22 protein-coding genes are annotated in these 20,827 nt (G+C 64.9%); 8 read left to right on the top strand and 14 right to left on the bottom strand.

Features of this window, described 5'->3' with window-relative positions; translation table 11 throughout:
* Positions 1-96: 96 nt before the first annotated feature.
* The 3 genes from ACYP5B_RS32340 (at position 97) to ACYP5B_RS32330 (ending at position 3,606) form a co-directional block, all read left to right on the top strand.
* Positions 97-867 (top strand): SDR family oxidoreductase, encoded by a 771-nt coding sequence (locus ACYP5B_RS32340; protein ID WP_318230714.1) that lies wholly within the window; start codon positions 97-99, stop codon positions 865-867.
* Positions 868-907: 40 nt separating this feature from the next.
* Entirely contained in the window at positions 908-2,446 is a 1,539-nt protein-coding gene (gene lysS / locus ACYP5B_RS32335; RefSeq protein ID WP_400096636.1) for a lysine--tRNA ligase, read from the top strand.
* 374 nt (positions 2,447-2,820) lie between these two features.
* The gene (locus ACYP5B_RS32330; RefSeq protein ID WP_318230712.1) at positions 2,821-3,606 is read left to right on the top strand and encodes a glycine zipper 2TM domain-containing protein; all 786 of its coding nucleotides are present in this window, start codon (positions 2,821-2,823) and stop codon (positions 3,604-3,606) included.
* 74 nt (positions 3,607-3,680) lie between these two features.
* Here ACYP5B_RS32330 and iscX read toward each other — a convergent pair whose 3' ends face one another.
* The 11 genes from iscX to ACYP5B_RS32275 form a co-directional block, all read right to left on the bottom strand.
* A complete protein-coding gene (iscX, locus tag ACYP5B_RS32325) occupies positions 3,681-3,875 on the bottom strand; it encodes a Fe-S cluster assembly protein IscX (RefSeq protein WP_183035677.1) in 195 nt (64 codons plus the stop codon).
* Positions 3,876-3,931: 56 nt separating this feature from the next.
* Complete coding sequence (fdx, locus tag ACYP5B_RS32320; protein WP_318230711.1) at positions 3,932-4,270, bottom strand: ISC system 2Fe-2S type ferredoxin; 339 nt, start codon at positions 4,268-4,270, stop codon at positions 3,932-3,934.
* A gap of 42 nt (positions 4,271-4,312) precedes the next feature.
* On the bottom strand, positions 4,313-6,175 hold the full coding sequence (hscA, locus tag ACYP5B_RS32315) for a Fe-S protein assembly chaperone HscA (protein ID WP_400096638.1): 1,863 nt from the start codon (positions 6,173-6,175) through the stop codon (positions 4,313-4,315).
* Positions 6,176-6,299: 124 nt separating this feature from the next.
* Positions 6,300-6,818, bottom strand: a complete 519-nt coding sequence (gene hscB / locus ACYP5B_RS32310) for a Fe-S protein assembly co-chaperone HscB (protein WP_267606099.1) — start codon at positions 6,816-6,818, stop codon at positions 6,300-6,302.
* A 113-nt stretch (positions 6,819-6,931) separates the two neighbouring features.
* The gene (locus ACYP5B_RS32305; protein ID WP_318230709.1) at positions 6,932-7,165 is read right to left on the bottom strand and encodes a DUF3565 domain-containing protein; all 234 of its coding nucleotides are present in this window, start codon (positions 7,163-7,165) and stop codon (positions 6,932-6,934) included.
* Between the two features lie 28 nt (positions 7,166-7,193).
* Positions 7,194-7,514: an iron-sulfur cluster assembly protein IscA gene (iscA, locus tag ACYP5B_RS32300; protein ID WP_017229301.1), complete on the bottom strand. Its 321-nt coding sequence runs from the start codon at positions 7,512-7,514 to the stop codon at positions 7,194-7,196.
* Between the two features lie 31 nt (positions 7,515-7,545).
* On the bottom strand, positions 7,546-7,947 hold the full coding sequence (gene iscU / locus ACYP5B_RS32295; protein ID WP_006160178.1) for a Fe-S cluster assembly scaffold IscU: 402 nt from the start codon (positions 7,945-7,947) through the stop codon (positions 7,546-7,548).
* Between the two features lie 55 nt (positions 7,948-8,002).
* A complete protein-coding gene (locus tag ACYP5B_RS32290) occupies positions 8,003-9,226 on the bottom strand; it encodes an IscS subfamily cysteine desulfurase (protein WP_318230773.1) in 1,224 nt (407 codons plus the stop codon).
* Between the two features lie 62 nt (positions 9,227-9,288).
* A complete protein-coding gene (iscR, locus tag ACYP5B_RS32285) occupies positions 9,289-9,843 on the bottom strand; it encodes a Fe-S cluster assembly transcriptional regulator IscR (RefSeq protein WP_267606631.1) in 555 nt (184 codons plus the stop codon).
* A gap of 80 nt (positions 9,844-9,923) precedes the next feature.
* Positions 9,924-12,014, bottom strand: a complete 2,091-nt coding sequence (locus tag ACYP5B_RS32280) for a site-specific recombinase (protein ID WP_459572350.1) — start codon at positions 12,012-12,014, stop codon at positions 9,924-9,926.
* Between the two features lie 48 nt (positions 12,015-12,062).
* Positions 12,063-12,554, bottom strand: a complete 492-nt coding sequence (locus ACYP5B_RS32275; RefSeq protein ID WP_459572349.1) for a low molecular weight protein-tyrosine-phosphatase — start codon at positions 12,552-12,554, stop codon at positions 12,063-12,065.
* 211 nt (positions 12,555-12,765) lie between these two features.
* Here ACYP5B_RS32275 and ACYP5B_RS32270 point away from each other — a divergent pair, with 211 nt between their 5' ends.
* On the top strand, positions 12,766-12,984 hold the full coding sequence (locus ACYP5B_RS32270) for a hypothetical protein (RefSeq protein WP_459572348.1): 219 nt from the start codon (positions 12,766-12,768) through the stop codon (positions 12,982-12,984).
* A gap of 13 nt (positions 12,985-12,997) precedes the next feature.
* Here ACYP5B_RS32270 and ACYP5B_RS32265 read toward each other — a convergent pair whose 3' ends face one another.
* A complete protein-coding gene (locus tag ACYP5B_RS32265; RefSeq protein WP_267606094.1) occupies positions 12,998-13,297 on the bottom strand; it encodes a putative quinol monooxygenase in 300 nt (99 codons plus the stop codon).
* Between the two features lie 61 nt (positions 13,298-13,358).
* Entirely contained in the window at positions 13,359-15,461 is a 2,103-nt protein-coding gene (gene uvrB / locus ACYP5B_RS32260; protein WP_267606093.1) for an excinuclease ABC subunit UvrB, read from the bottom strand.
* Positions 15,462-15,618: 157 nt separating this feature from the next.
* Between uvrB and ACYP5B_RS32255 the strand changes: the two genes are divergently transcribed.
* Together ACYP5B_RS32255 and ACYP5B_RS32250 are read left to right on the top strand one after the other, a co-directional pair.
* The gene (locus ACYP5B_RS32255; RefSeq protein WP_400096643.1) at positions 15,619-16,815 is read left to right on the top strand and encodes an amino acid aminotransferase; all 1,197 of its coding nucleotides are present in this window, start codon (positions 15,619-15,621) and stop codon (positions 16,813-16,815) included.
* A gap of 271 nt (positions 16,816-17,086) precedes the next feature.
* The gene (locus tag ACYP5B_RS32250) at positions 17,087-18,328 is read left to right on the top strand and encodes a polyhydroxyalkanoate depolymerase (RefSeq protein WP_318230705.1); all 1,242 of its coding nucleotides are present in this window, start codon (positions 17,087-17,089) and stop codon (positions 18,326-18,328) included.
* A gap of 76 nt (positions 18,329-18,404) precedes the next feature.
* Here ACYP5B_RS32250 and ACYP5B_RS32245 read toward each other — a convergent pair whose 3' ends face one another.
* The gene (locus ACYP5B_RS32245) at positions 18,405-19,040 is read right to left on the bottom strand and encodes a TetR/AcrR family transcriptional regulator (protein ID WP_267606089.1); all 636 of its coding nucleotides are present in this window, start codon (positions 19,038-19,040) and stop codon (positions 18,405-18,407) included.
* Between the two features lie 190 nt (positions 19,041-19,230).
* On the opposite strand from ACYP5B_RS32245, the gene rsxB reads away from it, so the two are divergent.
* The gene (rsxB, locus tag ACYP5B_RS32240; protein ID WP_459572347.1) at positions 19,231-20,055 is read left to right on the top strand and encodes an electron transport complex subunit RsxB; all 825 of its coding nucleotides are present in this window, start codon (positions 19,231-19,233) and stop codon (positions 20,053-20,055) included.
* Entirely contained in the window at positions 20,052-20,696 is a 645-nt protein-coding gene (gene nth / locus ACYP5B_RS32235; RefSeq protein WP_267606086.1) for an endonuclease III, read from the top strand. The genes rsxB and nth overlap by 4 nt, the downstream gene beginning before the upstream one ends.
* Positions 20,697-20,827: the final 131 nt, after the last annotated feature.

Raw genomic sequence — 20,827 nt, 5'->3', positions numbered from 1 at the left:
CACGCAGCGGCGCCGCGCCGCCGCCACGCGCCCCCGAACGGACCGGCGCGTGGCGGCGGCAGGTGCGGCAACTCACCTGCCGGGACAATCTCGACCATGACCGCAGCATCGACCGCAGCAACGCATCTGATCATCATCACGGGCACCTCGCGCGGACTCGGTGCCGCGCTGACGCAGGCATTGCTCAAACCGGGCAACCGCCTGGTGTGCGTGTCCCGCAGCCGCAATCCCGAGCTGGAACGTGCCGCGACCGCCAGCGGCGTCAAGGTAGCCTGGCACCTGCAAGATCTCTCGCAGGCCGGCCCGTCGGCAACCTGGCTCGGCAGCGTGCTCGATGTCGTCGAGGAAACGCCCGCCAGCGTCACGCTGATCCTGAACGCGGGCATGATCGATCCGATCGGCCCCATCGCCAACCTGCGTGAACCGGCGCTGGTGCAGCATCTGCTGACCAACCTGGCCACGCCGATGACCATGACCGCGGCCTTCCTCGCGCACACCGAGCGCTTTGGCTGCCCGCGCAAGATCCTGGCGATCTCGTCCGGCGCCGCGCGCCGCCCGGTCGAGGGCTGGAGCGCGTATTGCGCCGGCAAGGCGGGCCTGGACATGTTCGTGCGCTCCATCAACGCCGAATACGCGCAGGCGCCGGCGGAGCGCGCCGTGCGCGCGGTTGCGCTGGCGCCGGGCGTGGTCGATACCGGCATGCAGGCCACCATCCGTAGCGCCGACTTTGCGCAGGTGCAGCGTTTCCGCGACCTCAAGGACAACGACCAGCTGGCCTCGGCCGACGACACCGCGCAGCGCATCGCCGCTTACCTGCAGCGGCCTGACTTCGGCAGCACCGAGCTCGACGACATCCGCAATACATGAACCTCGCGCGGGCCTGGCCCGAGCGACTCACCAAGACATCATGACCGAATCCAACCGCGCTCCCGCCGAGACCAACGTCCCGGCCGCAGCCGACGAAAACAAGATCATCGCGGAACGGCGCGAGAAGCTCCAGGCCCTGCGTCAGCAAGGCCCGGCCTTCCCCAACGACTTCCGCCCGACCCACCAGGCCGCCGCGCTGCACACGCAGTACAGCGAAACCGAGCAGGCCGCGCTCGAAGCCACCCCGGTGGAAGTCGCCATCGCCGGGCGCATGATGCTCAAGCGCGTGATGGGCAAGGCCAGCTTCGCCACCGTGCAGGACGGCTCGGGCCGCATCCAGTTCTACATCAGCCGCGACGCGATCGGTGAAGACGTATACGCCGCCTTCAAGAAGTGGGACCTGGGCGATATCGTGGCCGCGCGCGGCACGCTGATGAAGACCAAGACCGGCGAGCTGTCGGTGGCGGTGACCGAGCTGCGCCTGCTGTCCAAGAGCCTGCGCCCGCTGCCCGGCGACTACTACGGCCTGGCCGACCAGGAACAGAAATACCGCCAGCGCTATGTCGACCTGATCGTGTCGCCGGAAACGCGCGCCACCTTCCGCGCCCGCACCAACGCCATCAGCTCGCTGCGCCGGCACATGGCCAACAACGACTTCATGGAAGTCGAAACGCCGATGCTGCACCCGATCCCGGGCGGCGCCACGGCCAAGCCGTTCATCACCCACCATAACGCGCTGGACATGCAGATGTTCCTGCGCATCGCGCCCGAGCTGTACCTGAAGCGCCTGGTGGTGGGCGGGTTCGAGCGCGTGTTCGAGATCAACCGCAACTTCCGCAACGAGGGGGTGAGCCCGCGCCACAATCCCGAGTTCACCATGATGGAGTTCTACGCGGCCTATACGGACTACCGCTGGCTGATGGACTTCACCGAGGACCTGATCCGCCAGGCGGCGATCGATGCGCGCGGCAGCGCCGTGCTGACGTACCAGGATCGCGAGCTGGACCTGTCCAAGCCGTTCCATCGCCTCACCATCACGCAGGCGATCCAGAAGTTCGCGCCGCAATATACCGACGCGCAACTGGCCGACACCGAATTCCTGCGCGCCGAGCTGAAGAAGTTCGGCATCAACACCGGCGCTCCGCAATTCCTCAACGCGGGCCTGGGCACGCTGCAACTGGTGCTGTTCGAGGAAACTGCCGAGAGCCAGCTGTGGGAGCCGACGTTCATCATCGACTACCCGGTCGAAGTCTCGCCGCTGGCGCGCGCCTCGGATACCCAGCCGGGCATCACCGAGCGCTTCGAGCTGTTCATCACCGGCCGCGAGATCGCCAACGGCTTCTCCGAGCTGAACGATGCCGAGGACCAGGCCGAGCGCTTCCGCAAGCAGGTCGACCAGAAAGACGCGGGCGACGAGGAAGCGATGTACTTCGACGCCGACTACATCCGCGCGCTGGAATACGGCATGCCCCCGACGGGCGGCTGCGGCATCGGCATCGACCGCCTGGTGATGTTGCTGACCGACAGCCCGAATATCCGCGACGTGATCCTGTTCCCGCATCTGCGCCGCGAGGACTGACACACATTCGGCGGCCACGCCGATGCACAAGCCGAAGCCGCCGGATGGGCCAAAGCCGCGCGCCATGACGACGGCTGTCTCTCCCTCTCCCCTCAGGGGGAGAGGGGAGCACGACAACGCAGAGCCGGCTTTCTCAGCAAGCTGAGCCCCACCAACTTTGGTGGGGCTTTTTGCTTGTGGCTGCGCGATTGTTACAAAGATAGTCCGCGAAAGCCATGCACTTTCGCCACTAAATCCATGATTTAAAAGAGAATTACAGCCTACACAAACTTACAAAATCAAACGGAAAATGGCGGTGGATTGGGCCAAACTGAGTCCATCGAATCGCTAGCCATCAGTACCGCTGACCGGCAGCGTTTTGCGAGGAAAACAATATGTCGAATCCGACCTTGCACCAATCCAACGAGCCTGCCTTGCCCGCTTCCCTGCCCGCCCAACGCCGCCTGCACCCGCTGGTAGGCGCCGCCGCAGTGGCCGTCGTGATCGCCAGCCTGACCGCGGTCGCCGCCATGACCGGCGTGCTGCCCACCAGCAAGGCCACGCAGGGGGCGCCGCAGTCCCTGACCGCGCCTGTCGCCGCCAATGGCACCGTCAATGGCACCGTCAATGGCGCCGACACCGCACCACAGCCGGTGGCGCCGGGCAGCACCACTCGACCGCCCGAGGCCGCGAACCTGGCGCAAGCGCCGGTCGCCCCGGCACCGGCACCGGCACCCGCCGCACGCCGCGCCCAGGAGCGCAGCACCGCCAGCCGCGATGCAGGCTATGGCCCCGCGGCCAGCCGCAATGACAACGGCGCCTACGCCGAACGCCAGCCGGCGCAAGGAAGCGCGTATGCCGGCCGCGTAGTCGCCATCACCCCGATCGAAACCGCCAAGCCGGCCAGCGGCCTGGGCGCCGTCGGCGGCGCGGTGGTAGGCGGCCTGCTCGGCAACCAGATCGGCAAGGGCAATGGCCGAATCCTGGGCACCGTGGCCGGTGCCGTGGGCGGCGGCTTTGCCGGCAACCAGATCGAGAAGACCGTGCGCAAGGACACCAGCTACCAGGTCCGCGTGCAGATGGACAACGGCAGCCATCGCACCTTCACGTATCAGGCCGATCCGGGCGTGCAGGTCGGCGAGCGTGTGCACATGCAGGATGGCCAACTGGTCGCTGGCTGAGCCGGCATCGGTCAAAGCATAAAAAAAGCCGCGGAAAACGCGGCTTTTTTTCGTTCTTGCGCTCGTACTTGCGCTTACTCCGCTTCTTCAATCCAGGCGGATTGAATCGCTTCCAGGATCTTCTCGCCCGAGCGATCGGCCGCGTCGGCAAAACCGTCCAGCTCCATGACCCAGCGATGCAGGTCGGTGAAGCGGATGGTGGTGGGATCCACGTCCGGGTACTTGTCGTACAGGGCGGCGGCGATGTCGTAGGTGTCGGTCCACTTCATGGGAATTCTCTCCGGTCAGCTCGGGTCAGGCCAGCAAGTCAGCGAGCGCGCCGCGCTCAATGCTCTTCCTTGGCATGGTTGATCGTGTACTTGGGAATCTGCACGGTGAGGTCGCTGTCGGCAACCACGGCCTGGCAGGAGAGCCGCGAGTTGGGCTCCAGGCCCCAGGCCTTGTCGAGCAGGTCTTCCTCTTTTTCTTCCGCCTCGTCCAGCGAGTTGAAGCCCTCGCGCACCACTACGTGGCAGGTGGTGCAGGCGCAGGACTTCTCGCAGGCGTGCTCGATCTCGATGCCGTTGCTGAGCAACGCATCGCAAATGCTGATACCGGGCTTGGCTTCGAACACAGCCCCTTCGGGGCAGAGTTCGACGTGGGGCAATACGATGATCTGTGGCATGGAATGTCCTGGATAGAGATATGGTGCGATTGGCCTCGGGGATCAGCCCAGGTCCTGCACCTTGCGGCCGGCCAGCGCGCTCTTGATCGAGCGATCCATCCGGCGGGCGGCGAATTCGTCGGTGCCGTGGGACAGCGCTTCCACCGCCGTCTTGATGGCGTGGTGATCTTCGCCGGCGGCGATGTCGCTCGTAGCCGTGATCAGGCGTTCCACGTCGGCGCGCTCTTCGGCCGAGAGCAGGTCGCCATCGAGCTCCAGCGCGCGGCGCGTGGCTTCGATCAGGCGCGCGGCGTCCACCCGTTCCTCCGCCAGCGCACGGCTCTTCATGTCATGCTCGGCTTCGCGGAAGCTGTCCTGCAGCATCCGGGCGATCTCATCGTCGGCCAGGCCGTAGGACGGCTTGACGGCGATGGTTGCTTCCACGCCGGATTGCGTTTCGCGCGCGAAGACCGACAGCAGCCCGTCGGCGTCGACCTGGTAGGTCACGCGGATGCGTGCCGCGCCAGCCACCATCGGCGGGATGCCGCGCAGCTCGAAGCGCGCCAGCGAGCGGCAATCGCTCGCCAGTTCGCGCTCGCCTTGCAGCACGTGGATGGCGATGGCCGTCTGGCCGTCCTTGAAGGTGGTGAATTCCTGCGCGCGCGCCACCGGGATGGTGCTGTTGCGGGGAATGATCTTCTCGACCAGGCCGCCCATGGTTTCCACGCCAAGCGACAGCGGGATCACGTCGAGCAGCAGCCAGTCCTCGCCCGGGGCGCCGTTGCCGGCCAGCAGGTTGGCCTGCATGGCAGCGCCCAGCGCCACGACCTTGTCCGGATCGAGGTTGGTCAGCGGCGGCTGGCCGAAGAAGTCTCCCACCGCCTTGCGGATCGAAGGCATGCGGGTCGCGCCGCCAACCAGCACCACGCCCTTGACCTCGTCGGCCGCCACGCCGGCATCGCGCAGCGCCTTGCGCACCGGCGACAGGGTCTTTTGCACCAGCGGCGCGGTCAGCTCGACAAACGTCGAGGCCGACAGCGTCAGGTGGACGATCTCGCCGCTGTTCAGCACGGCGTCGATCACGGTCGAATCGGCCGCCGACAACGCTTCCTTGGCCGCACGGGAGCGTACCATCAGCAGGCGCATATCCTCGGCCGACAGCGGTTGCAGGCTGGCCTGCTCGACGATCCAGCACATCAGGCGCTGGTCGAAATCGTCGCCGCCGAGGGCGGAGTCACCACCGGTTGCCATCACCTCGAACACGCCCTTGGTGAGCTTGAGGATGGAGATGTCGAAGGTGCCGCCGCCAAGGTCGTACACCGCATAGATGCCTTCCGAGGCATTGTCCAGGCCGTAGGCGATGGCTGCCGCGGTCGGCTCGTTGAGCAGGCGCAGCACCTCCAGGCCCGCGAGCTGCGCGGCATCCTTGGTGGCCTGGCGCTGGGCATCGTCGAAATAGGCGGGCACGGTAATCACCGCGCCGACGAGTTCATCGCCGAGCGAATCCTCGGCGCGCTGGCGCAGCGTGGCCAGGATTTCCGCCGAGACTTCCACCGGGCTCTTCACGCCGGCCACGGTCTTGATCTGCACCATGCCGGGCGCATCGACAAAATCGTAGGGGCTATGCTCGATATGCGTGACGTCGCGCAGGCCGCGCCCCATGAAGCGCTTGACTGAGACGATGGTGTTCTTGGGGTCGAACACCGCTTCTTCCTGTGCACGGTAGCCGATCTGCGTACCCTTGGACAGGTAACGCACGACCGAAGGCAGCAGCGCGCGACCGCTTTCATCGGTCAGGACTTCGGGAATGCTGTTGCGAACCGCCGCCACCAGCGAATTGGTGGTGCCGAGGTCGATGCCGACCGCGAGCCGCTTCTGGTGGGGTGCCGGCGACATGCCGGGTTCGGAGATCTGGAGCAGTGCCATGATGAATCTTCTTTATTCGTGCGGTGCCAAGGCGGCCTGTCAGACAGGCCGGTCTCGCGCCGGGGCGCCATTGTGGCATGGCTGGGGCGAACGTGCCTGGAAGGCGCTGGGCTCCCTTGGAGCCCTAGCCTTCCAGGCGGTCGATCGCCTCGCTGGTATCGTGTTCAATTTTCTCGATGAACATCAATTGCCTGGCCGCGCTGCCGGCGCCCGCGTTATCGCCGGCATCGAGCAGCGCACCGAGCGCCGCGTGGCGCTGGCGTTTCTCGCCGCGCAGCTCACGCAACAGCGCGTCGAGGCGCGCAATGTCCTTGTCTTCGACCGCTTCCTGCAGGGCCTCGCGCCATTCCATCTGCTGCATCAGGAAGGCGGGCGCCATGGCGGTATTGCTCTCGGCCTGGATGTCCACGCCGCGCAGCGTCAGCAGGTAGATCGCGCGCTTGAGCGGCTGGCGCAGCGTACGGTACGCCTCGTTGGCGTGCGCGGCCCATTGCATGGCCACGCGCCGCTCGGCGTCGCCGGCATTGGCAAAGCGGTCCGGATGCGCCTGCGATTGCACGGTCAGGTAGGCGGCGTCCAGCGCCGTCTCATCGACCGCATATCCGACCGGCAGGCCGAACAGCGCGAAATAATCGTCTTTCAACACCTTCCCCAACAAAAAGGAGCGGCTGCGCCGCCCCCTTGAACTTCCTTCAGCGTGAAAGCGGCACGCTGACCGCGCGGCACAGGCCGCAGCAATGTGGCGGACTGTTCCGGTCAGGCAGCGCGCTGTGCGCTGCTGCCCGCCCCATCCGCCGGCGGCTCCGCCCGATCGCATTTCAGGCAGTTCACCAGTTCGCCGATGCGGGCCTCCCGCCCCTGCGGCGTCAGCGTCCACGGACGCATCTGCCAGGGCGGGTCGTGGCGCATATGCTGGCCATGCCCGCAATCGAGTTCTGCCACCCAGTGGCTTTCCTCGTCCTGGTGAAAGCCGACAATGCTGCGTTTCATCGTATCCGGCGCGCTGATGCCAGCACGCTCAAACCCGGAACGACTCTCCGCAACCGCACTCATCCTTGACGTTGGGGTTGTTGAAGCGGAACCCCTCGTTCAGGCCTTCGCGCGCGAAATCGAGCTCGGTGCCATCGATATACGGCAAGCTCTTGGGATCGACGATCACCTTGATGCCGTGCGACTCGAACACGCTGTCTTCCGGCAACAGGTCGTCGACGTATTCCAGCTTGTAGGCCAGGCCCGAGCAGCCGGTGGTCTTGACGCCAAGGCGCAGGCCAACGCCCTTGCCACGGCGGTCCAGGTAGCGCGCCACGTGCTTGGCGGCCTTCTCGGTAAGCGTGATCATCGCTGCTTCATCCCTTGATTGAACACGGAACTCAGGCGGCCTTCTGCTCGGCGCCTTCGTGCTTCTTCTTGTAATCCTCGACCGCTGCCTTGATGGCATCCTCAGCCAGGATGGAGCAGTGGATCTTCACCGGCGGCAGCGCCAGTTCTTCGGCGATGTGCGTGTTCTTGATTTCCAGTGCCTGATCCACGGTCTTGCCCTTGACCCATTCGGTCACCAGCGAGGAGGACGCGATGGCCGAGCCGCAGCCATAGGTCTTGAACTTGGCGTCTTCGATCACGCCGGCTTCGTTGACCTTGATCTGCAGCTTCATGACGTCGCCGCAAGCGGGCGCGCCAACCATGCCGGTTCCCACGGCGTCGTCGTTCTTGTCGAACGAGCCAACGTTGCGGGGGTTTTCATAGTGGTCGAGAACCTTCGTGCTGTATGACATTATGGCTACCTCTTGGCGTATCGGTATTTATGGGGTCTTGCGTGGATCCTGGCGCTTAGTGCGCGGCCCACTGGATGGAATTCAGGTCCACACCGTCCTTGAACATTTCCCACAGCGGCGACAGGTCGCGCAGCTTGGCGATCTTGCTCTTGAGCAGTTCGACGGTGTAATCGACTTCTTCTTCGGTGGTGAAGCGACCCACCGTAAAGCGGATCGAGCTGTGCGCCAGTTCGTCGTTGCGGCCCAGGGCGCGCAGCACGTACGAAGGCTCCAGCGACGCCGAGGTGCAGGCCGAGCCCGACGACACCGCCACGTCCTTGATTGCCATGATCAGCGATTCGCCTTCGACAAAGTTGAAGCTGACATTGAGGTTATGCGGCACACGCTGTTCCAGGTCGCCATTCAGGTAGACCTCTTCCATGCCCGACAGGCCGCGCCACAGGCGGTCGCGCAGCATGCGGATGCGCTCGTTCTCCGTTGCCATTTCCTCACGGGCGATGCGGAAGGCTTCGCCCATGCCCACGATCTGGTGCGTGGCCAGCGTGCCCGAACGCATGCCGCGCTCGTGGCCACCGCCGTGCATCTGCGCTTCCAGGCGCACGCGCGGCTTGCGGCGTACGTACAGCGCGCCCACGCCCTTGGGGCCGTAGGTCTTGTGCGCCGAAAACGACATCAGGTCGCACTTCAGCGTATTCAGGTCGATCGCTACCTTGCCGGTGGCCTGGGCAGCGTCGCAATGGAAGATGATGCCCTTGGCGCGGCAGATCTCGCCGATCTGCGCCACGTCCTGGATCACGCCGATCTCGTTGTTGACCAGCATCACCGACACCAGGATCGTGTCCGGGCGGATCGCCGCCTTGAGCACTTCGATGTCGACCAGGCCGTTGTCCTGCACGTCGAGGTACGTGACCTCGAAACCCTGGCGCTCCAGTTCACGGGTGGTGTCGAGCACAGCCTTGTGCTCGGTCTTCACCGTGATCAGGTGCTTGCCCTTGCCCGAATAGAAATTGGCCGCGCCCTTGATGGCGAGGTTGTTGGACTCGGTTGCGCCCGACGTCCACACGATCTCGCGCGGATCGGCGCCCACCAGTGCCGCCACCTGCTCACGCGCTTCTTCCACCGCGCGCTCGGCATCCCAGCCGTAGGCGTGGCTGCGCGAAGCCGGATTGCCGAACTGTTCACGCAAGTACGGAATCATCTTGTCCGCCACGCGCGGGTCTACCGGCGTGGTGGCTGAGTAATCCATGTAAATGGGGAAATGTGGGGTGCTCATCGTTATGACTGCCTTTTAGGGACCGCTATGCTTGACGTTGCTCTCTGTTCTCTCGCCGGCTGCCCGTCTTACGACTGAGCCAGGCTGAAAACCGAATTCACCACCCGCGGACGCGCGGGTTTTTCCTGTTTGTCCGCCTTGCCGCGTGGTGCGGCCACGGTTTGCGCCACCGACTCATCGCGCATGTCGTGCAACACAGCGGGACTCTTGGCACGCTGCTGGTCGACCAGGTTCTTCAGGGAGACGGAATCGAGATATTCGACCATTTTCTGGTTCAGCGTGGCCCACAGCTCGTGGGTCATGCAGCGACCGGTTCCCTCATCTCCGTTACAATTACCCTTCCCGCCGCATTGCGTAGCGTCGAGCGGCTCATCGACTGCGATGATGATGTCGGCCACCGTCACGTCTTCCGCCTTGCGGGCAAGGCTGTAGCCACCACCCGGGCCGCGCACGCTCTCCACGATCTCGTGGCGGCGCAGCTTACCGAACAGCTGCTCGAGGTAAGAAAGGGATATTTTCTGGCGCTGGCTGATGCCCGCTAGCGTAACGGGGCCCTGATCCTGGCGCATGGCCAGGTCAATCATGGCGGTTACCGCGAAGCGGCCTTTGGTCGTCAGTCTCATGATGCTGGGGAGTACTTGATCATTTCGGTCAAGTATAAAAGAAGTTGACTAATTCGGTCAAGTACCCCTGCCGCATTGCATCAAACCCGCCCCTGCTCCGCCGAGGCCGCGCCAACGGGCCCGCGCGGCGGCACGATCAGCGACCAGGGATGTTTCAGGATGCGCTGCCGCACGGCCGAGCTCAGCGCGCGGCGATCCACCCGGCGCAGGCTGCGTGAGCGCAACGCCATGTTGAAGGCCAGCGCAAAGCTCACCGCGACGTTCAGCAACCCCATCAGCGCGATGCCCGCCACCGCCAGCCAGAACGACGGCATCTTCAGCACGGCCAGGCCGAGCACGCCAATCGCGGTGCCCACCGAGCCGGTCGACAACGTGACGTGCCGCACCTCCATATGGGGGCCGAAGAAGCTGAGGATTTCCGGGCCCAGCCCGAGCAGCAGCCCTAGCGACACATTGGCTGCGATCCCCGACATATTGCGCTTGCAGAAGTCCGCCATCCGTGTGGCTCCCTGCGCTCCCAGCACATAGCGCAGGCGGCGGTTGTACGCCATCACGTCATGCACCTTGTGCAGCGCGAACCAGTTGTCGGCCCAGCCCGCCACCAGGCTCGACAGCCACAAGAGCACCCCGGTAAAGATGGCGTAGACCGGCGTGGGGCCAAGAATGGAAAACGACTCGATGGTGGCGATCGCCTTGGCGGGCGTGATCAGGTTGGCGCCCAGGATGCGGTTGGCGAGCCACTGGATGCCCATCGCCACCGGGAACACCACCACCAGGTTGCCGAAAATCGCCGCGGCATTCGAGCGGATCATCGCAATGGTGTCGTCGACGAAGATTTCCCGGCCTTCCGGCCTGCCGACCGCATCGAGCCGGTGCGCCAGCGCCGGGCCGGTCATCGCCGGCTGCTTGGTGGCCAGCGTGAAATGCGCGAAGTGGATCACCAGGAAGCTGCCCGCATAGTTGAGCGAGGCCAGCAGGCCCTCGATGAACTTGTCCAGGTGCAGCCCGTAGATCAGGAACTTCAGATAGACCGTGCCGACGGTGATCAAGCCGCCACCGGCGGCAGCCCGCATCAGCTCGCGATACTCGCGGCGATCACGCGTGATGTAGTGCTCGCCGGTCTCGGCCGAGCGCTCCACCACCTTGCGCGCCAGTTGCGAGAACGAAGTGCCCGCCAGGTGCGCGATGCTGCGGCGCGCCTGGGTGGAGCGGATCAGCGCCGCGATCAGGTGGGCATGCCGGCCGCGCCGCTGCGGCTCGACCCAGGTCGCCAGCAACAGCTCGATGCGGGCGAGCCGCACCTTCATGCGTTCGATCTGGAACACCACCTCCACCGAGACGCCATTCTCCTCCAGGTCGTCATACACGCGCTGGGCCGCCTGGTGGCAGCCATCGAGCAGCGCGCGGAAATAGTTGAGCCGGTGCGCAAAGGCCTCGCCATCGCGCGTCGCTTCGTCCTCTTCGCACAAGACTTGCACGGCGCTGTCCAGGCGGAAGAATGGCGTGTCCTGCACCTTCCCCTTCAGGCGCGAGCGAATCGCCTGGCTCAGCCCGGTGGCACGCACCTGGCTGACCAGCACCTGGATGCTGGTGGCCAGCGTGCGGTCAAAGCGATCCCATTCGGGCGGCGCCGCGCCTTCACCTGGCGCTTCCGGGTCATCGGTGCGCAGCACGGCAGCCAGCCGTTCCAGCAGGTCGCCATCGAGGTCCTCGACCCAATCGGCATCGTTGCCATCGATAAACAGCAGGGCGAACAGGCCCGCCAGATCGCCGCGGTTGGGCGGCGGCGGCAGGAACCGCGCCTGCAGGCGGTTCAGCACCTCGCTCCAGAAGCCCGGGTGGGAGGCCACGCCGGTGTCGCACAGCAAGGTGACCGGATCGTTGTCGCGCACGATGGAGCGCACCATGCAGGCAAAGCGTCCCGCCACTTCCGGATTGCGGCCAAGCACCTGCAACAGGTAGCGCAGCCGCACATGCTCCCGGCGGCTCTTGTCGGCCGCCACGCCTTCGGCGCCCGGCAGCCCGTCGCGCCGGATCCAGTAGCCTAGCTCGATCAGCCAGCCGTTACGGTCCGCCAGTGGCGCCTCCGGGTCCGCTGCCGCCAGGATTGCGTCGAGTTGCAGGCTGGCATTGCGCGACTCGCGCCATTTGCGGAACAGGGAACGAAACATGAATCCTCGTGAAAGTAATGGAAAGGCTGCAAGGGCGGGCGAGCGCGATCAGGTGGCGCCGCCAAGCCCCTTTGCACGCAGCATGGCGATCACGCCGTCGCAGGCGTCCTCGACATAGTCGAGCACGCGCTCGAAGCCATCGCCCTCTCCGTAGTAGGGGTCCGGCACTTCGTCCGCGTCGTGCCGGCTCGCGAAACTCATCAGCAGGCGCAGCTTGTCCTGGCTGCCAGCCGGGCAGATGCCGCGCAGCGCCGCCAGGTTGTCCTGGTCCATGGCCAGCAGCAGGTCGAAACGAGCGAAGTCCTGCACCACGGCCTGGCGCGCGCGTTGCGCGGAGAGGTCGTAACCACGGGCCAGCGCATGGCGCTGGGAGCGTGCATCCGGCGCACGCCCGATGTGATAGCCATGCGTGCCGGCGGAATCCAGCTCGACCAGGTCGGCCAGGCCCGCCGCCTCCAGCTTGGCACGCAACACGCCCTCCGCCGTCGGCGAACGACAAATGTTTCCCATGCAGCACATCAAAATGGCGAATTTCTTCATAGGGGTGGGGCGCTATCCAGCGCCGAAAGCAGATCGACAAACCGCGGCACGGGCGACGGGCTTGCAGCCAGCGCACCGGGTGCGGCTGCAGCAGAAGCCGGATTCTACCGCCCTGCCCGCCGGGCCGCGCTCACGGGAGCGCCAGCACGCGGTTTGAAGGCGCTTGGCAAAAAAGATGACCCAAAGGTGCCTCCCACCGCATAATCGCGCGGTGAACCTTCGCCTCAGCCAACGCCTCCTACCGCCCCTCCTGCCTTGCGCAAGCCTGGCCGGCGCCGCCGAACCGTCCGCGGACGCCGTCTCCGGTGCAGGCTGCGAAAGCCTGCCCACCGTGGTCCGGCGCAGCCTGGAGGAAGAAATCGGCGCGGACGAGTGCGACACCCTGCTGGAAGTCAGCAAGCGCCTGCGCTCGCTGCCCCCGAAGGGCTAGCAGGCACACTGGCTCAGGGCAGCTTGGCCGCCAGCACGTCCAGCTTCTCGATCGAGGGCGGCTTGGCGAACAGGTCGGGCGCCTTGGCCATCAGGGCCTCGGCCACCTTGCCCGAGAGATGCGCGTCGCGCCCGGCCTCATCGGCAAACGCATCGAAGATGCCGAACATGGATGGCCCGAGCCGCAGCGCAAACCATGCTGTGGTGCCAGCCTCGGCCTGAACCAGCGGCAAGCCGCCGAGCAGGAACGCCTCGACTTCCTTTTCCTTGCCGGGCTTCGCATGCAGCGGAACCCACAGAGCGAACTTGACCATGGACCATCTCCTCACCACCGTCCGGGATTCCAACTATAGACGGTAGCCGGGCCCATCGTCCTCAGGACGCAGCCGCGGCCGGCGGCGGCAGGTGCTCCCCATCGCCGCTGGCGCCAAAGATCTGGCGCTTGAGCTTGGCCAGCTGGTCGCGCACCTGCCCCGCCTTTTCGAACTCGAGATTCTTGGCGTGCTCGAACATCTGCTTTTCAAGCCGCTTGATCTCCTTGGCGACCTGCTTCTCGCTCATGTCCTCGTACTTGGCGCGCTCTTCCGCGGCCAGCAGTTCCGCCTTGACCTCGCCCGGGTCGTAGACCCCGTCGATGATGTCCTTGATGCGCTTGACCACGCCGCGCGGCACGATGCCATTGGCTTCGTTGAACGCGATCTGCTTGGCGCGGCGGCGCTCCGTCTCGCCGATCGCCCGCTTCATCGAATCGGTCATCCGGTCGGCGTACAGGATGGCGGTGCCGTTGACGTTTCGGGCCGCGCGGCCGATGGTCTGGATCAGCGAACGCTCGGCGCGCAGGAAGCCTTCCTTGTCCGCATCGAGAATCGCCACCAGCGAGACTTCCGGAATATCCAAGCCCTCGCGCAGCAGGTTGATGCCGACCAGCACGTCGAAGGTGCCCAGGCGGAGGTCGCGGATGATCTCCACGCGCTCCACCGTATCGATATCCGAGTGCAGGTAGCGCACCTTGACGCCGTTCTCGGTGAGGAACTCCGTCAGTTGCTCGGACATGCGCTTGGTCAGCGTGGTCACCAGCACGCGCTCGCCGACGGACACCTTCTGGTGGATCTCGGACAGCAGGTCGTCGACCTGCGTGGTCGCGGGACGCACGTGGATGATCGGATCGACCAGGCCCGTGGGCCGCACCACCTGCTCCACCACCTGGCCCGCATGCTCGTTCTCGTAATTGGACGGCGTCGCGGAGACAAACATCACCTGCCGCATCTTGCCTTCGAACTCCGAGAACTTGAGGGGGCGGTTGTCCAGCGCGGACGGCAGCCGGAAGCCGTAGTCGACCAAGGTCGTCTTGCGCGCCTTGTCGCCGTTGTACATGCCGTTGAACTGGCCCATCAGCACGTGCGACTCGTCCAGGAACATCAACGCGTCCTGCGGCAGGTAGTCGACCAGCGTGGGCGGCGGATCGCCGGGCTTGGCGCCCGACAGGTGGCGCGAGTAATTCTCGATGCCCTTGCAGAAGCCGAGCTCGGAGAGCATTTCCAGGTCGAAGCGGGAGCGCTGCTCCAGCCGCTGCGCTTCCACCAGCTTGTTCTCCTTATAGAAGAAGTCCAGGCGCTCGCGCAGTTCTACCTTGATGTCCTCGATCGCCCGCAGCACGGTCTCGCGCGGGGTCACGTAGTGGCTCGACGGATAGACCGTGAAGCGCGGGATCTTCTGCCGCACGCGCCCGGTCAGCGGGTCGAAGAACTGCAGCGAATCGATCTCATCGTCGAACATATCGACGCGCACCGCCAGCTCGGCATGCTCGGCCGGGAAGATATCCAGCGTATCGCCGCGCACGCGGAACGTGCCGCGCTGGAAATCGGTCTCGTTGCGGGTGTACTGCATGGCGATCAGGCGCGCGATCACGTCGCGCTGGCTGATCTTGTCGCCCGTGCGCAGCGTCAGGATCATCTTGTGGTACTCGGACGGGTTGCCGATACCGTAGATGGCGGAGACGCTGGCCACGATGATGGTGTCGCGGCGCTCCAGCAGGCTCTTGGTGGCCGACAGCCGCATCTGCTCGATATGCTCGTTGATCGAGGAATCCTTCTCGATGAACAGGTCGCGCTGCGGCACGTAGGCCTCGGGCTGGTAGTAGTCGTAGTAGCTGACGAAATACTCCACGGCATTGCGCGGGAAGAACTCGCGAAACTCCGAATACAACTGCGCGGCCAGCGTCTTGTTGGGCGCGAACACGATGGCCGGACGGCCCATGCGGGCAATCACGTTGGCCATGGTGAAGGTCTTGCCCGAACCGGTCACCCCCAGCAAGGTCTGGTACGAAAGGCCGTCCTCGACCCCTTCGACCAGCTGGCGGATCGCCTCGGGCTGGTCGCCCGCCGGCAGATAGGGCTGGTAAAGCTGGAACGGCGAACCGGGAAAGGTCGCGAACTTCTCTTCATCCAGCGCGGGCGCGACTTCAACGAGATTCGACATAGGCAGGCAAGGGAAAACCTCAGGAAAACGGGCGGATACGCTAGAATCTTGGGGTTGGCGGCCAGGTATCAAGATGGGGGCCGCCGGCACTCCCGAGCGCAGTCCGGAGCATTCTACGCCTTCCCGTTTTGTTACATAGCTGACCACGAGATCCCAAATGAGTTTGTTTTCTGCCGTCGAGATGGCCCCACGCGACCCGATCCTGGGCCTGAATGAAGCCTTCAATGCCGATACCCGTGCCACCAAGGTCAATCTGGGTGTTGGCGTGTACTTCACCGACGAAGGGAAAATCCCTCTGCTGCGCGCCGTGCAGGAAGCCGAAAAGGCTCGCCTGACCACCGCCACCCCGCGTGGCTACCTGCCGATCGAAGGCATCGCCGCCTACGACCAGGCCGTGCAGACCCTGCTGTTCGGCAAGGAATCGCCGCTGATCACCGAAGGCCGCGTTGTGACCGCTCAGGCACTTGGTGGCACCGGCGCGCTGAAGATCGGCGCCGACTTCCTCAAGCGCCTGTACCCGGATGCCAAGGTCGCCATCAGCGACCCGAGCTGGGAAAACCACCGCGCCCTGTTCGAGGCAGCCGGTTTCCCCGTGATCAACTACGCCTACTACGATGCTGCCAGCCACGGCCTGAATTTCGCCGGCATGGTGGAGTCGCTCAAGTCGTACGACGCCAACACCATCGTGGTGCTGCATGCCTGCTGCCACAACCCGACCGGTGTCGACCTCTCGGCCGAGCAATGGCAGCAAGTGGTTGGCCTGATCAAGGAACGCAACCTGATCCCGTTCCTCGACATGGCCTACCAGGGCTTCGCGCAAGGCATCGAGCCGGACGGCGCGGCAGTGCGCCTGTTCGCCGAATCCGGCCTGCCGTTCTTCGTCTCGAGCTCGTTCTCGAAGAGCTTCTCGCTGTACGGCGAGCGCGTGGGCGCGCTGTCGATCGTCACCACGGACAAGGAAGAAGCCCAGCGCGTGATGTCGCAGGTCAAGCGCGTCATCCGCACCAACTACTCCAACCCGCCGACCCACGGCGGCACCGTGGTCGCCACCGTGCTGAACAGCCCGGAACTGCGCGCCATGTGGGAGCAGGAACTGGGCGAGATGCGCGACCGCATCAAGCTGATGCGCCATGCGCTGGTGGACAAGCTGGCCGCCAAGGGCGTGCCGGGCGACTTCTCCTTCGTCAAGGCCCAGCGCGGCATGTTCTCGTACTCGGGCCTGAACGCGGCCCAGGTCGACGTGCTGCGCAACGAGCACGGCATCTACGCCGTGGGCACCGGCCGCATCTGCGTGGCCGCGCTGAACAGCCGCAACATCGACGCGGTGGTCAACGCCATCGCCGCCGTGCTGTAACGCTGAACGCGTAAAGTGCATAAAAGGCGGCTTCGGTCGCCTTTTTCGTATCTCGTGACAATTTTTAACGATCTTTTGCATTTGTCATCGGGAATTACAGTGTTTGTCCTATTGTCTTTTTCCGATGCGGGCGTACTTTACGGTATATGCTGCATCGCACGATCGTTCGATTACGAGCATAATCCGTAACACATTAGCAACTGTGTTTGTTGCATTTGTATTGTCCAGGCGTTGAATTCCAGCTTCGCCCCAGCCTGATAGGGACCACGTCATGCTTTACCAGCTGCATGAATTCCAGCGCTCGATGCTGCACCCGCTTACCGCATGGGCGCAGGCTACGGCCAAGACCTTTACCAATCCCCTGAGCCCGATGTCCCTGGTTCCCGGCGCCACGCGACTGGCTGCCGGCTACGAGTTGCTGTACCGGCTCGGCAAGGAATACGAAAAGCCCGAATTCGATATCAAATCGGTACGCTCCAACGGCCGGGACATCCCGATCGTGGAACAGACCATCATCGAAAAGCCTTTCTGCAAACTAGTGCGTTTCAAGCGCTACGCGGACGACCCGGAAACCATCAAGCTGCTCAAGGATGAGCCGGTGGTGCTGGTGTGCGCCCCACTGTCCGGCCACCACTCGACGCTGCTGCGAGACACCGTGAAGACCCTGCTGCAGGATCACAAGGTCTATGTGACCGACTGGATCGATGCCCGCATGGTGCCGGTCGAGAACGGCCGCTTCCGCCTGGCGGACTACATTCATTACATCCAGGATTTCATCCGCCATATCGGCGCGGAAAACCTGCATGTGATCTCCGTGTGCCAGCCTACGGTCCCGGTGCTCGCGGCCATCTCCCTGCTGGCATCCGCCGGCGAGAAGACGCCCAAGACCATGACCATGATGGGCGGCCCCATCGACGCGCGGCGCAGCCCCACGGCGGTGAATTCGCTGGCGACCAACAAGTCGTTCGAGTGGTTCGAGAACAATGTGATCTATACGGTGCCGGCGAATTACCCGGGCCATGGCCGCAAGGTGTATCCGGGCTTCCTCCAGCACGCCGGTTTCGTGGCGATGAACCCTGACCGCCACCTGTCCTCGCACTACGACTATTACCTGAACCTGGTCGAGGGCGATGCCGACGACGCCGAAGCCCATGTGCGCTTCTACGACGAGTACAACGCCGTGCTCGACATGGACGCCGAGTACTACCTCGACACCATCCGTGAAGTGTTCCAGGAATTCCGGCTTGCCAACGGCACCTGGGAGATCGATGGCCAGCCGGTGCGCCCACAGGACATCAAGGGCACCGCGCTGCTGACGATCGAGGGCGAGCTGGACGACATCTCGGGCGCCGGCCAGACCGCCGCCGCGCATGAGCTCTGCGCGGGCATTCCCAAGGCGCGCAAGCAGCACATCACCGCGACCAAGTGCGGCCACTACGGGATCTTCTCCGGTCGCCGCTGGCGCCAGGAGATTTACCCCGAGCTGCGCGATTTCGTGCTCAAGTATCGTTGAGCCGCATTGCCAGCCATGAAAAACGCCCGCTTGCCTGCCGCGGGCGTTTTTCATTGGGCTGTCACCGCTACATGCCTCAGCGGCGCTCCAGGTAAGCCAGCAACATATCGGTGTGCAGCTCGGCAAAGCGCTCATGCTCGTCCTGCGCCGCCACGTCGCGCCCGATCACCGCGCTGATGGTGTAACGGTTGGACAGCACGTAGTAGCCGAGCGCGGAGATCGTCAGGTATAGCTGCGAGACGTCGACGTTGTCGCGGAACACGCCCTGCCGCTGGCCCCGCTTGACGATATCCGCAAGCACGTTGACCACCGGGTTGATCAGCTGGTGCAGCTGGGTGGACTTCTTCAGGTGGCGCGCCTCGTGCAGGTTCTCGCTGTTGACCAGGCGGATGAACTCGGGATTGCGGTAGTACCAGTCCCAGACGAAGCGAGCCAGCGTGCGTACCGCCTCCACGGGATCCTCGTCGACGATATGCAACTGCTCCTCAGCAGCGCGAAACTCCGCATATTGTTTTTCAAGGACGGCCAGAAACAAGCCTTCCTTGCTGCCATAGTAGTAGTACAGCATGCGCTCGTTGGTCTCGGCGCGGCGCGCGATCTGGTCGACGCGCGCGCCGGCCAGGCCACCCTTGGCAAATTCCTCGGTGGCCGCATCAAGGATGCGGCGGCGTGTTCCCTCGGGGTCCCGCTTGGTTCTGGTTTCGTTTCGCATGCGACGGCTGGTAAATCGTTGCGCGGATTATGGCACAGGGCAACTAGCGCGCAGCGGCCCCGGCAAAGGGCGCATCATCGCGCGTTTCTGCACTGCGGCGAAATCGGGGATAATCCCTGCCGCGTGCCCGTTCCGGCCAGGAAAAAAGAGAACGGCATCCGCGCCGTACCCGCAAACCCCAAAAGCTGTCGTGACCGCTATTTCCCAGACCCTCGCCGATCGCCTCGAAGCCCTGCTGCCGCAGACCCAATGCACCAAGTGCGGCTTCGACGGCTGCCGTCCCTATGCCGAAGCCATGGCAGCGGGCGAAGCAGCCTGCAATCGCTGCCCGCCGGGCGGGGAGGAAGGCATCCGCCGCCTGTCGGCGCTGCTTGGCACGCCGCCGCAGCCGCTGGACCCGGAGCGGGGCGTGGAACAGGCGCGCGCGGTGGCGGTGATCGATGAAGCGCTGTGCATCGGCTGCACGCTATGCATCCAGGCTTGCCCGGTCGACGCCATCGTTGGCGCGCCCAAGCAGATGCATACCGTACTGGCGGACTGGTGCACCGGCTGCGACCTCTGCGTGGCGCCCTGCCCCGTCGATTGCATCGCCATGATTCCCGTCACCGCGCAGCGTACCGGCTGGGCCGCCTGGTCGCAGGCGCAAGCGGACGAAGCCCACGCGCGCTACCTCGCCCGCCGCTCGCGCCTCGTGTGCGAGCGCGAGGAAAACGATGCGCGCCTGGCGGCCAAGGCGGCCGCCAAACTGCAGGCGCTACAAGCCGAAACCACGCAAAGCGAAGAGGAACGGGCGGCGCAGGCACGCAAGCAGGCCATCATCCAGGCCGCCATCGAGCGGGCGCGCCTGAAGCAGCAAGCGGTGCAGCCGCGCAATACCGAGAACGTCTCGCCTGCCGTGCAGGCCCAGATCGACGCCGCCGAGGCCCGCCGCGCCAGGGCCGGCCTGACAGCCCCGCCGGGCCAGCCCGATCCGGCTGCCGCGCCCGGCCCCAACCCAGCCCCCAAGGACGAATGAACGCAGCCAAGTGCCGCGCCCTGTTCGAGACACTGCGCGAAGTCAACCCGACCCCTGTCACCGAGCTGGAATACAGCTCGCCGTTCGAGCTGCTGATTGCCGTGCTGCTGTCCGCGCAGGCCACCGACGTGGGCGTGAACAAGGCCACGCGCAAGCTCTACCCCGTGGCGCACAGCCCGGAGCAGATGCTGGCGCTGGGCGAGGACGGGCTGATCGAATACATCAAGACCATCGGCTTGTACAAGACCAAGGCCAAGCATGTCATCGCGACCTGCCGCATCCTGGTCGAGCAGCACGGCGGCCAGGTGCCGCGCGACCGGGCCGCGCTGGAGGCCCTGCCGGGCGTGGGCCGCAAGACCGCCAACGTGGTGCTCAATACCGCGTTCGGCGAGGCCACCATCGCCGTCGACACGCATATCTTCCGGGTGGCCAACCGCACCGGCCTGGCGCCCGGCAAGAACGTACAAGTGGTCGAGCAGAAGCTCCTCAAGACGGTGCCGCAGGAGTTCATGCATGATGCGCACCACTGGCTGATCCTGCATGGGCGCTATGTTTGCAAGGCGCGCAAGCCCGAGTGCTGGCACTGCGCGATCGAGCCACTGTGCGAATACCGCGAGAAAACCGAGGCGCCGCGCATCTGAGCGCAGGAAAAAAAACCCGCGCTTTGGCGGGTTTCAGCTTGCCGACAAAGGTCGATTTACGTTGTCGCGCTCGCCTCTCCCGCGCGCGGGGAGGGCGGGAGGCACTACGAAGTGCATGCGCTCACTCTGTG

It is taken from the genome of Cupriavidus sp. 8B, assembly GCF_054589115.1.
Note: the sequence above shows the minus strand (reverse complement) of the source record. Positions and strands in the feature narration are given on the sequence as shown.

Coding starts and splice junctions, on each gene's coding strand:
- hscA (WP_400096638.1), bottom strand. CDS start 6,175: ATGGCACTGCTCCAGATCTCCGAACCCGGCATGTCGCCGGCACCCCAC.
- iscR (WP_267606631.1), bottom strand. CDS start 9,843: ATGAGACTGACGACCAAAGGCCGCTTCGCGGTAACCGCCATGATTGAC.
- uvrB (WP_267606093.1), bottom strand. CDS start 15,461: ATGTCGAATCTCGTTGAAGTCGCGCCCGCGCTGGATGAAGAGAAGTTC.
- iscX (WP_183035677.1), bottom strand. CDS start 3,875: ATGAAGTGGACCGACACCTACGACATCGCCGCCGCCCTGTACGACAAG.
- ACYP5B_RS32255 (WP_400096643.1), top strand. CDS start 15,619: ATGAGTTTGTTTTCTGCCGTCGAGATGGCCCCACGCGACCCGATCCTG.
- nth (WP_267606086.1), top strand. CDS start 20,052: ATGAACGCAGCCAAGTGCCGCGCCCTGTTCGAGACACTGCGCGAAGTC.
- ACYP5B_RS32275 (WP_459572349.1), bottom strand. CDS start 12,554: ATGAAGAAATTCGCCATTTTGATGTGCTGCATGGGAAACATTTGTCGT.
- ACYP5B_RS32340 (WP_318230714.1), top strand. CDS start 97: ATGACCGCAGCATCGACCGCAGCAACGCATCTGATCATCATCACGGGC.
- iscU (WP_006160178.1), bottom strand. CDS start 7,947: ATGTCATACAGCACGAAGGTTCTCGACCACTATGAAAACCCCCGCAAC.
- ACYP5B_RS32330 (WP_318230712.1), top strand. CDS start 2,821: ATGTCGAATCCGACCTTGCACCAATCCAACGAGCCTGCCTTGCCCGCT.
- ACYP5B_RS32245 (WP_267606089.1), bottom strand. CDS start 19,040: ATGCGAAACGAAACCAGAACCAAGCGGGACCCCGAGGGAACACGCCGC.
- ACYP5B_RS32250 (WP_318230705.1), top strand. CDS start 17,087: ATGCTTTACCAGCTGCATGAATTCCAGCGCTCGATGCTGCACCCGCTT.
- ACYP5B_RS32265 (WP_267606094.1), bottom strand. CDS start 13,297: ATGGTCAAGTTCGCTCTGTGGGTTCCGCTGCATGCGAAGCCCGGCAAG.
- lysS (WP_400096636.1), top strand. CDS start 908: ATGACCGAATCCAACCGCGCTCCCGCCGAGACCAACGTCCCGGCCGCA.
- fdx (WP_318230711.1), bottom strand. CDS start 4,270: ATGCCACAGATCATCGTATTGCCCCACGTCGAACTCTGCCCCGAAGGG.
- ACYP5B_RS32280 (WP_459572350.1), bottom strand. CDS start 12,014: ATGTTTCGTTCCCTGTTCCGCAAATGGCGCGAGTCGCGCAATGCCAGC.
- ACYP5B_RS32305 (WP_318230709.1), bottom strand. CDS start 7,165: ATGAAACGCAGCATTGTCGGCTTTCACCAGGACGAGGAAAGCCACTGG.
- iscA (WP_017229301.1), bottom strand. CDS start 7,514: ATGATCACGCTTACCGAGAAGGCCGCCAAGCACGTGGCGCGCTACCTG.